Genomic DNA, 13,910 nt, shown 5'->3' with positions numbered 1-13,910 from the left:
GGTCGCGGGGCATGGGATGGAGCATGCATGAACCAGTTGCAACTCGGATTGATCGTCGCGGGCGTCATTATCGTCGTCGCGGTCGTTGTATATAACGGCGTTCAGGGAAAGCGGGTACGCCGTCGCCTGCCGCGCACGATGGATGACGCGCCGGTTGACGGTGGCGGCGCCTCGGGCCTGCCTGACGGTGACGAGGCGCCCTTTATCGCGCCGGATCGCGTGAGCCGTCGTGAGCAGAGCGGCGAGGCGGGCACGCGCGCCGCGGCTTCGGCGGGCGCCGAGGCCCCGGTGTGGGGCGATGCACGCGGCACGGCGCCCGGCACCGCGGCGCCGCCGGCCGCGGGGAGCGAGGTGGCGAAGCAGCAGGCTCGCGAGGCCGCGGCGGAACGCGAGCGTCGCGAGCCGACTTTCGGCCCGGCGGCGCAGTCGAACGCAGCCGACGCCGACGGCGCTGCGCACGCCGATCGAGAGGCGCAGCTGGTCGAGGGCGTTGAGGGGTACGAGGCGGCCGTCGGCGCGGACGGCGCGAATATCGAAAGCGCGGCCGTGTTCGGCACCGCCGCGCCGGTCGCTGCGGCGACTGGGGCCACGGCTGCCACCGATGCGACGGCTTCGGCGCATCCGGGCGACGGCGCATCGGCGCCCGGCGCCTTGCCCGGTCAGGGCCGCGCTGGCACGACGGTATCGAATCTGCCGCCGGTGGTGGTCGATTCGCGTCTGGACTGCATCGTGCCGTTGAGCTTGGGCGAGCCGGTGACCGGCGACCGCGTGATCCCGTTCGCCGTGCGTTTGCGTCGCGCCGGCAGCAAGCCCGTGTTTGTCGAAGGCTGCGACACCGACGGGCAGTGGGGCACGCTGCGTCCGGGCACGCGCTACGAGAGCCTGCGGGTCGCGGTGCAGCTTGCAAACCGTTCGGGGCCGCTGAACGAATTGGAATTCAGCGAATTCGTCGGCAGCGTGCATCAGCTTGCCGATGCGCTCGACGCCTCGGCGGACTTTCCGGACATGGGCGCCGTCGTGCAGATGGCGCGCGAGTTGGATGGTTTCGCCGCCCAATGCGATGCGCAACTGTCGGTCAATGTGTTGACCGATGGCGCGCCCTGGTCGGGCAGTTATGTGCAGGCGGTGGCGTCGCAGGACGGCTTGCTGCTGTCGCGCGACGGCACGCGCTTCGTGAAGCTCGACGCGCAGCAGAATCCGGTGTTCACGATGACCTTCGAGAACATGAATTTCCTGCGCGACGATCTGACGTACAAGGGCGGTCAGATGATCACGCTGCTGCTCGATGTGCCGGTCGCGGATGAAGACATCCTGCCGTGGCGCCTGATGTGCGACTACGCGCGCTCGCTGGCGCAACGCATTGGCGCGCGCGTCGTCGACGATCAGCGTCGGGTACTGCCGGACGCGTCGATGCAGGCCATCGACGACCGCCTGATGACCTTGTACGCGCGTCTCGAAAAAGCAGGGTTGCCTGCCGGTTCGACCGCCACACGACGTTTGTTTTCCTCCTGATCGCGTGATCGGCTTGGTGGCACGACGGTTGCGCAGACGCGTCATGTCGCCTGCCATTCGTCACGGTGTATGTTGAACTATCGATGAGCCATCCTGCTTCCAAGGCGCCCACGCGCGCCGGCCGCCCCGCACCTGCCGATCTCGACAGCGCTGATCCCGCGCTGCGGGTCGGCGCATTGCGCATGGAATTGGCGCGACTGAACTACGCCTATTACGTCGAGGACGATCCCGAGGTCCCGGACAGCGAGTACGATCGCCTGTTCAGCGATCTGCAGGCGATCGAGGCCGCGCATCCGGATCTCGTCACGCCGGATTCTCCGACGCAGCGAGTCGGTGGCGAAGCATTGACGGCCTTCGCGACGGTCACTCATACGGTACCGATGCTGTCGCTGAACAACGCGTTCGACGACGAGGAAGTGGCTGCGTTCGATCGACGCTGTGCGGAAGGCCTGGCCAAATTGGCGGCCGGTGCGCCGATCGACGAAGCGGCCGCGCCGCCGGATCCGGACGCGGTCGCGCCGGCGGAAGGGCGCGATGCGATCGCCTATGCCTGCGAGCTGAAGTTCGACGGGCTGGCCATGTCGTTGCGCTACGAGAACGGGCAGTTCGTCCGCGGCGCGACACGCGGTGACGGCGCCACCGGGGAAGACGTCACCGACAATATCCGCACGATTCGTACGATTCCGTTGCAGCTCAAAGCGGTGAAGGGTGTGCCGATGCCGGCGGTGCTGGAAGTGCGTGGCGAAGTGCTGATGTACAAGCGCGATTTCGATCGCCTGAACGAGCGTCAGCGCGCAGCCGACGAGAAAACCTTTGCCAATCCGCGCAACGCCGCGGCCGGCAGCCTGCGGCAACTCGACTCGAAAATCACCGCGAAGCGCCCCTTGTCGTTCTTCGCTTACGGTATCGGCGCGCTCGAAGGGGTGTCGATGCCGGCAACGCACGATGCGCTGATGGACTGGTACCAGGCGCTCGGCCTGCCGGTATGCAAGGAGCGCGCGGTGGTGCAGGGCGCGGAGGGATTGCTCGCCTTCTATCGCGATATCGGTGTCCGGCGCGATGCGCTGCCGTACGATATCGATGGCGTCGTCTACAAGGTCAACGATGCGGCGCAACGGGCCGCATTGGGATTCGTCTCGCGTGCCCCGCGCTTCGCGCTGGCGCACAAGTTCCCGGCGCAGGAAGCGATGACGTTGCTGCTCGGCATCGATGTCCAGGTGGGACGAACCGGGGCGATTACGCCGGTGGCGCGGTTGGAGCCGGTATCGGTCAGCGGCGTGACGGTCACCAATGCGACCTTGCATAACGAGGACGAAATCACGCGCAAGGACATCCTGATCGGCGATACGGTGATCGTGCGTCGGGCCGGCGACGTGATTCCCGAAGTCGTCGGCGCCGTCCAGGCACGCCGTCCGGCCGACGCTCGCGCCTTCGTCATGCCGACCGCCTGTCCGGTTTGCGGCTCCGCCATCGAACGCCTGCCGGACGAAGCGGTCGCCCGTTGCACCGGCGGGCTGTTCTGCCCGGCGCAACGCAAGCAGGCGCTCTGGCATTTTGCGCAGCGTCGCGCGCTGGACATCGATGGACTCGGCGACAAGATCATCGATCAGTTGGTCGAGCAGCAATTGGTGCGCACGCCGGCCGATCTTTTCAAGCTCGGTTTCGGTACATTGGCGGCCTTGGATCGTTTTGCCGACAAGTCCGCGCAGAACCTGCTCGACTCCCTGGAGAAGGCGCGCCATACGACCTTGCCACGCTTCATCTTCGCCTTGGGTATTCGACAAGTGGGAGAAAGCACCGCGAAAGCATTGGCTCAGCATTTCGGCAACATGGACGCGATCATCGCGGCCGATCTCGACGCCCTGCTGGCCGTGCGCGATATCGGACCGATCGTAGCGGAATCGATTCTTACGTTTTTTGCACAACCTCATAATGTCGAGGTGATTGAGCAATTGCGCGCGTCCGGTGTAGAGTGGGCGGAGGGCGAGGGCTTGGCGCAGTCACAGGTGAGCTTGCCCTTGTCCGGCAAGACTGTCGTCTTGACAGGCACGCTGCCGACCTTGAGTCGTGACGACGCGAAAGCGCGGCTGGAAGCGGCCGGGGCGAAGGTGGCGGGTTCAGTCTCATCGAAGACGTCGTTCGTCGTGGCGGGATCCGATGCCGGCAGCAAATTGGCAAAAGCGGAGAGTTTGGGCGTCGAGGTCATCGACGAGGCCGCGATGCTGGCGCGTCTCGCGGAGCTGGGTGCCTAGGAGCAGAGTCGGGCGTGCCGCGCGGGATGTCGCCGCGTGGCCGCGATAGCGTATGTGCGCGCCTTCGTGCGACGCGGTGGCAGGGCAGGATAGTCGAGCGCTGAGGAGAAACGGATGATTCGCGAAATACTGAGAATGGGTGATCCCCGCTTGCTGCGGATTGCCAAGACGGTCGACGAATCCGAATTCAACTCCCCGGAATTGCAGGCGTTGATCGCGGATATGTTCGACACGATGCGTGCGGCGAATGGGGCGGGTTTGGCGGCGCCGCAGATCGGCGTGGACAAGCAAGTGGTGATTTTTGGGTTTGCGCCGGATGTGCAACGCTATCCGGATGCGCCGCCAGTGCCGGAGACGGTGCTAATCAATCCGGTGATCGCGCCGAAGTCGCACGATATGGAAGAGGGCTGGGAAGGCTGTCTGTCCGTGCCCGGCATGCGCGGCTTGGTGAAGCGCTTCTCGATGATCCGCTACGAAGGCTATGATCAGTTCGGCAATCCGATCGATCGGGTGGCCGAAGGGTTTCACGCCCGGGTCGTGCAGCACGAGTGCGATCACCTGATCGGCAAGCTCTATCCGATGCGGATGGATGACCTGTCGAAGCTCGGTTTTGTCGACGTGCTGTTTCCGGATGCGAACTCGGCGCCGGGAGATGATTGAACACGCACGCCGAACAGCGTCCGTGCTCAGCGAAGCGGTGAAGCCAAAGTACGTTTCAGATCGGCGTGTCGCCGAATAGGTCGCGCTTTCATCCGGCTATTGCAGACTGCTTGCGTGAAAGCGCGACCGCCCTGATCAGAACGTCTCGCCTTCGGCCAGATAACGCCACTGACCCGGTGGCAAGGCACCCAGCATGACGCCACCAATGCGCACGCGTTTCAGACCCAGCACTTCCAGGCCGACGGCCTCGCACATCCGACGGATCTGACGCTTGCGACCTTCGCGCAGCACGAAGCGCAACTGCTCCCCGTTTTGCCAGTCCACTTGCGCCGGCTGCAGTTCCACGTCGTCGAGCGACAGGCCATGGCGCAGCAGTGCCAGTTGGTCTTCCGGGAAATGCGAGGCGAGATCCTCGGTATGGCGGCCATAGGCGACCCGCACCAGATATTCCTTATCGACTTCGGAATGCTCGCCGATCAATTGCTTCGCGACGCGACCATCCTGCGTGAAGACCAACAGACCGGTGGAGTCGATATCGAGACGGCCGGCGGGCGCCAATGCGCGCAGATGCAGTGCCGTGAAGCGCAGCATCGTGCCATCCATATCCCAATGATTGTCCGGCGTCACCAAGGCGACCGCGGGCGGATGACCGTCCTCCGGCTGGCCGGAGACATGGCCGACCGGCTTATGCAGCAGGATCGTCACCAGCTTTTGCTGTGCCGCCATCGCCTGCGGTGCGATATCGATTTTCTGCTCCGGCTTCACGCGTACGCCGAGCGTGTCGGCAACTTCGCCGTCCACTTTTACCCAGCCTTTCTCGATCCACTCGTCGGCTTCGCGTCGCGAGCACATACCCAGCTCGGACATGCGCTTCGACAGGCGTACGCCCTCATCGGTCGCGGCCGCTTCGTCGAGATATTCGCGAACGCTCTTCGAGCGCGCGGCGCCATCGGACTTCGACGCCCCGGGGCGTGTCGGCACCGCTGGTGGCAGGGGCGGACGACCGTGACGATTCGTCTCCGTCGTGCGTGCCGGACCGGTGTAGCGGCTGTCCGGTCGCGCGCGGGTGTCGCTCGGACGACCCTCGCCGCGATTGTCCGCACCCGCGCGAGCGGGGCGACGGTCAGTGCGGACGCCACGGTCGTCGGGCCGGCCTTCCGGGCGGCGGAAGCCGCGATCATCGCTACGCACCGCGGAGAGACCCCGATCGCCACTGCGCGCTGCAGAGGGACCGCGATCGCCGCTACGCACTGCGGAGGGACCACGATCGCCGCTACGCGCTGCGGCCGGGCCGCGATCACTGCGGCTGTCCGGGCGTCGATCGCCACCGTCGCCACGTGCCTCGGGGCGGCTATCGGTGCGACGTTCCCCGCGACCTTCCGGGCGGCTGCCGCTGCGTGCGCCGGCAGGTCCTTCCCGTCGTCCCTCGGCCCGGCCGGGCGCAAAGCCGGCAGGCCTTACACCGGCGCGCGCCGGTCCGGCAGGGCGACGATCCGGTGTGCCCGCACGGTCGTCGCGACGTTCGAAACTGCGAGGGCGGTCCTGACCTTCTGGACGTGCGCGGCCTTCGCCGCGATCGCCTCTGTCGCCGCGCGGTGCGCCCGGGCGGTTGCCGGACATGCCGGACGGTCGTGCAGCGGAGTACTTGCCGTCGCCGTGGCGCGCGCGCGGCGCGCCGCTGCCTTCTGCACCGGTTCCGGGGCTGCGTCGCGGTGCGCCGGCGTCGCGTTCATACCGCGGTGCCGACCCATCACGATCGGGACGTGGCGCGCGCGGCGCGCGAGGCGCCGACGTGGCTTCACCGCGTGGCCCCGCTGCCGCACCGTTGCTGCGGAAACGCCCGCCCTCGGATGCCCCGGCCGCCCCGCGTGCGCCTGCGGGACGCGGCGCGCGTGCACCGCCGCCCGCACCTGCCGGTTTGCGATCGGAGGCGCCCCGCGCAGGGGGGGCTTTGCGCTTGTCGCCAGCGCTGTCGTCGCGCGTGGGTTTCACGCGCCGCGCCAGCGGCGAGGCCGCGGAGGCGCGGACCGGCGCACGCGCGGCGCGCTTGGCGCTCGGCGCGGTAGTGGACGAATCCTCACCCGATGCGGGGCGAGAGACGGAGAGTTTGTTTCGCATAATGTTTCCTGGGGGCCGCGCCGTCGGATAGGAGTCGGCTGGCTGACCCGCATGTTCGGCCGCGCTGTCGCTGCGGTCAAGACAAAAGGCACGGCGTGGTACAGGGACACCGCCCCGTCCCACGCCGTGCCGGGTTCGCCATGACATACCATGGCGAAACGATGAATGAATGGCAGTACGAGATGCGCCATCGACCCGGAGAGAACGCGCTTGCCTGGCCTTGCCTCGCGCGCCCCGCGTCGATCGGGGCGTCGTTGGCTGGCGTCAAATGGCCAGTGTGTCGAGCAGCTCCGTTTCGAGCTTGAGCTGCAGGCGGCTGTCCACCAGACGGTCGCTCTGGATCAGGAAAACGTCTTCTACGCGATCGCCAAGCGTATGAATCCGGGCGCTGCGCACCCCGATACGGTGCTGCGCGAGAATGCGCGCGATCGTGTAAAGCAGACCGGCCCGGTCGTTCGCGGACACCGACAGAATGAAATATTGACCGCGTTCATCCGGCCGCAGATCGATACGCGGCGAGATCGGGAAGACGCGGGACAGACGTGACAAACGTCCCTTGACCGGTTCCGGCAGGCCGGCGTTTGCTTCGAGCTGCTGCGACAACTGCTGCTCGACCAGATTGGCGATATTGCGATGATTATCGAGATTCGTCGCCTCGCGGTCCGGGTCGAGCACGAGGAAATCGTCGAGCGCATAGCCGTGCCGCGTCGTATGAATCACCGCCTGCTGCACCGACAGTCCTTGACGGCTGAAATAGCCGCAGATGCTGGCGAACAGATCGGGGCGGTCCTTCGAATAGACGAGCACCTGCAAACCTTCGCCGATGGGCGAAGGGCGGGCGCGCACGATCGGCCGCTCAGTCATCAGATGCGGCAGCAGCTTTTGCGTCTGCCATGCGATCTCGTCCGGATCGTGTCGCAGGAAGTAGCTGACATCGAGCTGTTCCCACAGCGGTTTTTCGGCATCGGGCGACACCAGGCGATGCCGCAGTGCCGCGCGCGCCGCATCACGCCGACGGACCAGTTCGGTATCGGCGTCCGGCGTCGCGCCGCCCAGCGCTTGATAGGTGAGGCGGTACAAGTTTTCCAGCAGCTTGCCTTTCCAGGCATTCCAGACCTTCGGACTGGTGCCGCGAATATCGGCGACCGTCAGCAGATAGAGCGCCGTCAAGCGACGCTCGGTGCCCACCGTGTCCGTAAAGGACTTGATCACGTCCGGATCGCTGGTGTCCTGTTTCTGCGCGACCTGGCTCATCGTTAAATGATGCTCGACCAGCCAAACGACCAGGGCCGTGTCGGCTTCCTCGACGCCATGCTCGCGGCAGAACTTTCGCGCATCCACCATGCCGAGTGTCGAGTGATCGCCACCACGGCCCTTGGCGATATCGTGGAACAGCGCGGCGATATACAGCACCCAGGGACGCTCGAAATTGGCGAACAATTCGCTGCAGAACGGGTATTCGTGCGTATGTTCGGCGCTGCCGAATCGGCGAATATTGCGCAGCACCGTCAGGATGTGCTGATCGACAGTGAACACGTGGTACAGATCGTGTTGCATTTGCCCGACAATACGCCCGAAATTCGTCAGATAGCTGCCCAAGACGCTGGTCTGGTTCATCAATCGCAGCGCATGGGTGATGCCCGACGGCTGCTTCAGAATTTCAAGGAACAGGCGACGATTTTCCGGATTACGGCGCCAGCTCAGCGTCATGCTCCGGCGGGAGTGGTACAGCGCGCGCAGCGTGCGTGCCGACAGACCCTTGACGCCCTGCACCTTCTCATAAAGCAGGAAGGCTTCCAGAATCGCGGTGGGTTCACGTTCGAACAGATCGTCGGAGACGATTTCGATCATGCCCTGTTTTTCGACGAAATTCGGCGACAGAACCCGGGTAATGCCACTCTGATCCGGGTTCAGGCGCGCATCGATGTTTTGCACGAGGATCGTGCTCAGCTGCGTCACTGCCTTGGCCGCCCAGTAATAGCGGCGCATCAGCGGCTCGCTGGCCCGGCGGCTGGCACTGGCGCGATAGCCAAAGGCCTCGGCGAGGGCGGTCTGCAGATCGAAAACCAGCACGTCCTGGCGTCGGTTGGCAAGGATGTGCAGCCGAGCGCGGAGCGTCTTCAGGAAGAACTCGTTGCGCCGCAGCTCGTGCGCCTCGTGTTCGGTGATCAGGCCCGATTGTTCGAGTTCCTGCCAGGTCGAACCGAAGCCGGCCGCGCGGGCCATCCAGATGATGACCTGCAGGTCGCGCAGGCCGCCAGGGCTTTCCTTGCAGTTCGGTTCGAGGCTGTACGGCGTGTCCTGATACTTCGCGTGCCGCTGCCGCAATTCCAGCAATTTGGACTGGAAGAAGGCGCGCGGATCGAGGCTGTCCTGGAACGCCTTGGCAAACCGCTCGAACAATTGCGTATTGCCGACGATGCGCCGTGATTCGAGCAAGGCGGTCTGAATCGTGATGTCGGCCTGCGCCGCGTCGATGCAATCCTCGATCGTCCGCACGCTGCTACCGACATCAAGACCTGCGTCCCAAGCGGCGCCGATAAAGCGCTCGAGGCGCGATGCGAGCGCATCGTCGGGCTCGGCAGGCATCAGGACGACGATATCGATGTCCGAATGCGGCGCCAGTTCGCCACGGCCGTAACCGCCCACGGCAACGAGGGTCAGCATGCCCGGCAGTTTGCAGTCGTGCCAGATATCGGTCAGCACGCGATCGGCGTTGCGTGCCAGATGGCGCATCAGTACGTCGATCTTACCGTTGCTGCGGTATTTATCGATCTGCGCGGTCTTTTCGGCACGATAGTACTGGCGCAGCTCGACGCTGCTCATGGGCGTGCCATCCGGATGCGGATGCGGCGGATGGGAAGGCGACGGGGAGGCGGACGCTGTCATGGTGATCCGTTGGCCGGAAGGCCGAAGCGCAAAAAAGGCAGACGGTCGAAAAAGCATCGAACCGTCGATCGACGACCCCAGGTCACGATCATCGCTGAAACAATATTCGACAATATTCGCGCGAGGCGGAACAGGTCGGGAGACGACGTTTTACGCAACCGCCACAGCGGAACGCGGACGCGGTTGCGTCGCGGCCGATACGGTCAGCACGTCGAACCCGTCCGGCGTCACGAGAACCGTGTGCTCCCACTGCGCGGACAGGCTGCGATCACGGGTCTTCACGGTCCACTGGTCGGGCATCGTCCGAATATCGCGCTTGCCGGCGTTGATCATCGGCTCGATCGTGAAGATCATGCCGGCTTCCAGTTCCATGCCGGTGCCGGGCCGTCCGTAATGGACCACCTGCGGTTCCTCATGGAAAACCGTGCCGATGCCGTGGCCGCAATACTCGCGCACGACGCTATAACCGGCCGCTTCCGCATGGCGTTGGATCGCATGCCCGATATCCCCGAGGCGGGCGCCCGGCCGGACCTGCTCGATGCCCAGCCACATGCATTCGAACGTGGTCTGCACCAGTCGCTTGCACAGGATCGACCCTTCGCCGACGATGAACATCCGGCTCGTGTCGCCGAAATAGCCGTCTTTGATCACCGTGACGTCGATATTCAGCGCGTCGCCATTTTTCAGGACTTTGACGCCCGGAATGCCGTGGCAAATCACGTCGTTGACGGAAATGCAGGTGGCGGCCGGGTAGGGCGGATAGCCGGGCGGCTGATAATTCAGCGGCGCGGGCACCGTGCCTTGCTCCTTGACCATATATTCATGGCAGAGCCGGTCCAACTCGCCCGTGGTCACACCCGCCTTTACAAAGGGCGTGATGTAGTCCAGCACCTCGCTTGCGAGACGGCAGGCGACGCGCATCTGCGCGATGTCGTGTTCGGTTTTCAGCGTAACGGACATGATTCCAATCGATAAGCGCAATCAAGGCCGCATTATCTCACAGTCAAATGCTCCGCTGGCCGGCCCATGAGCTGCCGGACCCGTTTGCACCGTTTGGCCAGGATGCGCGCGACGGCCAGCGCACAGCAAAACGGGCGTCTCGCCGATGGTTGAGCCTGGCGCTGGATTGGTGCTATAATCGCGGGCTGGATTTCTTACGCTTGCCTTCAGGCGCGCCGCTGGTCGGGGTTCTTGCCCCAGCCGGCCGGGTTTGGCGCCGTTGGAAAGCGGGTAAAAGAAGAGATTCAAATCGCAAATCGGCGCACCCAGGGTGTCGCTGCCTCGGCAATTATTATGATCGATGCCAGGCGGGGATGTCGCAGCCGGTTTTAGTCCAAACCCTCATGGAGTAAGTAATCATGGCAGTCTCGATGCGAGAAATGCTGGAAGCCGGTGTCCACTTCGGTCACCAAACGCGCTTCTGGAACCCGAAGATGTCCCAATACATCTACGGTTCGCGTAACAAGGTCCACATCATCAACCTGGACAAGACGCTGCCGCTGTTCAACGACGCGCTGAAGTATGTGCGTACGCTGTCGGCAAATCGCGGCACGGTCCTGTTCGTCGGTACGAAGCGTCAGTCGCGCGAAACGATCGCAGCGGAAGCGGCGCGTGCCGGCATGCCGTATGTGAACAGCCGTTGGCTGGGCGGCATGATGACGAACTTCAAGACCTTGAAGGCGTCGATCAAGAAGCTGAAGGACATGGAAGTCCAGGTCGAAGCCGGCGAACTGGAAAAGATGACGAAGAAGGAAGGCCTGCTGTTCGAACGCGAAATGGCAAAGCTGGAGCGCTCGATCGGTGGCGTGAAGAACATGCCGGGTATCCCGGACGCGATCTTCATCGTCGACGTCGGCTATCACAAGATTGCCGTCGCGGAAGCGAAGACGCTGGGCGTGCCTATCATCGCCGTGGTCGACACGAACCACTCGCCGGAAGGCCTGGACTACGTGATCCCGGGTAACGACGACTCGAGCAAGGCCGTCGCGCTGTACGCGGCAGCGGTTGCCGACGCGGTGCTGGAAGGTCGTGAAACGGCTGTGAAGGAAACGGTCGAAGCCGTGCGTGGCGATCAAGGCGATGAATTCGTCGAAGTGGCCAGCGAAGCGTAAAGTCCTGTTTCGAGCGGGCGCGGGCGCACGCTCGACACGCGCATTGCCTCGCCTCATCGGGGTGCCCGGACAATGTGCGTCGCATTTCAGGGTCGCGCAGTCGCGTCGCGGATCACGATTGCTGCGGATTCGTGAGGCGGGTACGTCGATCTTGGTGCAGGAAGCATGACGAAAAAGGGGCTCTCTACAAGCCCCTTTTTTTTGAACTACCGAATAGCGTTTTTCCACACCGACGTTTTGACATGCTGTTGTGCCATTCTCGGGATTGCCTTGAGAGTGTGCGCCGGGTGGCCGGTATGCGCCGGTATGTCAGGGACGTCGGTAAGACTGAATCAAGGAGCAAATAGACATGGCAGCGATTACTGCAAGCATGGTGGGTGAACTGCGCGCGAAGACCGATGCGCCGATGATGGAATGCAAGAAGGCACTGACCGAGGCCGATGGCGATATGGCTCGCGCCGAGGAAATCCTGCGCGTCAAGCTGGGCAACAAGGCCAGCAAGGCCGCATCGCGCGTGACGGCGGAAGGCATCATCGTTGCACACGTGGCGAATGGCGTCGGCGTCTTGATCGAATTGAACTGCGAAACGGACTTCGTGGCGCAAAACGTCGACTTCCTGACGTTCGGCAAGGCCGTGGCGGAGCTGGTTGCAACGCAAAACCCGGCCGACGTGGCCGCGTTGTCGGCGCTGGCGCTGGAAAGCTCGACCGTCGACGCAGTGCGTCTTGCGCTGGTCGGCAAGATCGGTGAAAACCTGTCGATTCGTCGTTTCGAGCGTATCGAAAGCGCGAAGAAGCTGGCGTCCTACCTGCACGGCACCCGTATCGGCGTGCTGGTCGAGTTCGACGGCGGTGACGAGCAAGTCGGTAAGGACGTGGCCATGCACATCGCGGCGATGAAGCCGGCGGCGTTGCAAGCCAGCGACGTTTCGGCCGATCTGGTCGAGAAGGAACGCAAGATCGCCGCCGAGAAGGCCGCTGAATCGGGCAAGCCGGCTGAAATCGTCGAAAAGATGGTCGAAGGTTCGGTGCAGAAGTTCCTGAAGGAAGTGTCGCTGCTGAACCAGCCGTTCGTGAAGAACGACAAGCAGTCGATCGAGCAGATGCTGAAGGCAGCGGACGCAACGGTCAGCCAGTTCAAGTTGTACGTCGTCGGCGAAGGCATCGAAAAGCGTCAAGACGACTTCGCGGCAGAAGTGGCTGCGCAAGTTGCCGCTGCAAAGCAGTCGCAGGGCTGATCGACCGGTCCGGGGCCCTTTCTGCGTCCCGCGTGGTGATGCCGACGCGTCGGCATCACCACGCGAGCGACGAGATTTGTTCCCGGTCGAGTTGTGTCATGATGACGGAGGCAATGCCTCCGTCATCGGTATTCAGGGCTTGTTGGGACAATTCGCCGGATCTTGCGCGCACGTGTCGCGCGATCGTGCCGGTTGTCGCGGAAGCCTCGCATACGGGGAACGAGGTTGCCTGTATGTCGTTTCATCTCTAAAGTTCTACCGTTGCCGTCGCCGGCGTTATCAGGAATCCCATATGCCAACTTCCTATAAGCGCGTCTTGTTGAAACTCTCCGGCGAAGCACTGATGGGCGATGACGCCTTCGGTATTAATCGCGCCACCATCGAACGGATGGTGCACGACGTCGCCGAGATTGTTCGCCTTGGCACGCAGGTGGCCGTCGTGATCGGTGGTGGCAATATCTTCCGCGGTGTCGCGGGAGGGGCCGCCGGGATGGATCGCGCCACCGCCGACTACATGGGCATGCTGGCCACGATGATGAACGCGTTGGCCTTGCAGGATGCCATGCGTCATGCAGGCATTGTGGCCCGAGTGCAATCGGCGCTGCGCATGGACCAAGTGGTCGAGCCTTACATCCGTCCCCGGGCCATTCGTCAGCTCGAGGAAGGAAAAGTGGTCATTTTCGCGGCCGGTACCGGCAATCCGTTCTTTACGACGGATACCGCTGCCGCGTTGCGTGGCGCCGAAATCGGCGCTGAAGTGGTCTTGAAAGCAACGAAGGTAGATGGCGTATACTCGGCGGACCCGAAGAAGGATGCCTCCGCAGTCCGCTATTCGACCATCACGTTCGACGAAGCCATCAGCAAGAATCTGCAGGTGATGGATGCGACGGCCTTTGCGCTGTGTCGTGACCAGAAGTTGCCGATTCGGGTGTTCTCGATCGTGAAGCCGGGCGCGCTGCGTCGGGTTATCTTGGGCGAGGAAGAGGGTACGCTCGTTCACGTCTAAAAAGACGTGTTGGGGGGGAGCGCCCAGGTGGGCGCTCCCGGGCAGGGCAGCAGCTTGGCGGAATGGTGGTGCCGGAAGGGCATCATCGGTGCGGGGCAGGTTGTCATACTTTCGAACGTTTGACC

The 13,910-nt window shown here is 63.7% G+C and carries 9 protein-coding genes; 6 read left to right on the top strand and 3 right to left on the bottom strand.

Annotated features, from left to right (window positions below; genetic code table 11):
- Positions 1-27: 27 nt before the first annotated feature.
- From ABEG21_RS09805 to def, 3 genes are all read left to right on the top strand, one after another.
- On the top strand, positions 28-1,512 hold the full coding sequence (locus ABEG21_RS09805; RefSeq protein ID WP_347554455.1) for a cell division protein ZipA C-terminal FtsZ-binding domain-containing protein: 1,485 nt from the start codon (positions 28-30) through the stop codon (positions 1,510-1,512).
- Between the two features lie 83 nt (positions 1,513-1,595).
- Positions 1,596-3,764: an NAD-dependent DNA ligase LigA gene (ligA, locus tag ABEG21_RS09800; protein WP_347554454.1), complete on the top strand. Its 2,169-nt coding sequence runs from the start codon at positions 1,596-1,598 to the stop codon at positions 3,762-3,764.
- Between the two features lie 114 nt (positions 3,765-3,878).
- The gene (def, locus tag ABEG21_RS09795) at positions 3,879-4,424 is read left to right on the top strand and encodes a peptide deformylase (RefSeq protein WP_347554453.1); all 546 of its coding nucleotides are present in this window, start codon (positions 3,879-3,881) and stop codon (positions 4,422-4,424) included.
- Between the two features lie 135 nt (positions 4,425-4,559).
- On the opposite strand, the gene ABEG21_RS09790 is transcribed toward def, so the two are convergent.
- The 3 genes from ABEG21_RS09790 to map all read right to left on the bottom strand — a co-directional run bounded on the left by ABEG21_RS09790 (position 4,560) and on the right by map (position 10,391).
- A complete protein-coding gene (locus ABEG21_RS09790) occupies positions 4,560-6,542 on the bottom strand; it encodes a pseudouridine synthase (RefSeq protein ID WP_347554452.1) in 1,983 nt (660 codons plus the stop codon).
- Positions 6,543-6,806: 264 nt separating this feature from the next.
- Positions 6,807-9,368: a [protein-PII] uridylyltransferase gene (locus ABEG21_RS09785; RefSeq protein WP_347556711.1), complete on the bottom strand. Its 2,562-nt coding sequence runs from the start codon at positions 9,366-9,368 to the stop codon at positions 6,807-6,809.
- Positions 9,369-9,581: 213 nt separating this feature from the next.
- Entirely contained in the window at positions 9,582-10,391 is an 810-nt protein-coding gene (gene map / locus ABEG21_RS09780) for a type I methionyl aminopeptidase (protein ID WP_347554451.1), read from the bottom strand.
- A gap of 398 nt (positions 10,392-10,789) precedes the next feature.
- Between map and rpsB the strand changes: the two genes are divergently transcribed.
- From rpsB to pyrH, 3 genes are all read left to right on the top strand, one after another.
- Positions 10,790-11,542 (top strand): 30S ribosomal protein S2, encoded by a 753-nt coding sequence (gene rpsB / locus ABEG21_RS09775; RefSeq protein ID WP_347554450.1) that lies wholly within the window; start codon positions 10,790-10,792, stop codon positions 11,540-11,542.
- A gap of 349 nt (positions 11,543-11,891) precedes the next feature.
- Positions 11,892-12,779, top strand: a complete 888-nt coding sequence (tsf, locus tag ABEG21_RS09770; RefSeq protein ID WP_347554449.1) for a translation elongation factor Ts — start codon at positions 11,892-11,894, stop codon at positions 12,777-12,779.
- A gap of 292 nt (positions 12,780-13,071) precedes the next feature.
- On the top strand, positions 13,072-13,785 hold the full coding sequence (pyrH, locus tag ABEG21_RS09765; protein ID WP_347554448.1) for a UMP kinase: 714 nt from the start codon (positions 13,072-13,074) through the stop codon (positions 13,783-13,785).
- Positions 13,786-13,910 lie beyond the last annotated feature (125 nt).

Origin of the sequence: Robbsia sp. KACC 23696, assembly GCF_039852015.1 — a bacterium.
Lineage (GTDB): Bacteria > Pseudomonadota > Gammaproteobacteria > Burkholderiales > Burkholderiaceae > Robbsia.
This window is presented reverse-complemented; position numbering and strand designations above follow the sequence as displayed.

Coding starts and splice junctions, on each gene's coding strand:
- ABEG21_RS09805 (WP_347554455.1), top strand. CDS start 28: ATGAACCAGTTGCAACTCGGATTGATCGTCGCGGGCGTCATTATCGTC.
- ligA (WP_347554454.1), top strand. CDS start 1,596: ATGAGCCATCCTGCTTCCAAGGCGCCCACGCGCGCCGGCCGCCCCGCA.
- def (WP_347554453.1), top strand. CDS start 3,879: ATGATTCGCGAAATACTGAGAATGGGTGATCCCCGCTTGCTGCGGATT.
- ABEG21_RS09790 (WP_347554452.1), bottom strand. CDS start 6,542: ATGCGAAACAAACTCTCCGTCTCTCGCCCCGCATCGGGTGAGGATTCG.
- ABEG21_RS09785 (WP_347556711.1), bottom strand. CDS start 9,368: ATGAGCAGCGTCGAGCTGCGCCAGTACTATCGTGCCGAAAAGACCGCG.
- map (WP_347554451.1), bottom strand. CDS start 10,391: ATGTCCGTTACGCTGAAAACCGAACACGACATCGCGCAGATGCGCGTC.
- rpsB (WP_347554450.1), top strand. CDS start 10,790: ATGGCAGTCTCGATGCGAGAAATGCTGGAAGCCGGTGTCCACTTCGGT.
- tsf (WP_347554449.1), top strand. CDS start 11,892: ATGGCAGCGATTACTGCAAGCATGGTGGGTGAACTGCGCGCGAAGACC.
- pyrH (WP_347554448.1), top strand. CDS start 13,072: ATGCCAACTTCCTATAAGCGCGTCTTGTTGAAACTCTCCGGCGAAGCA.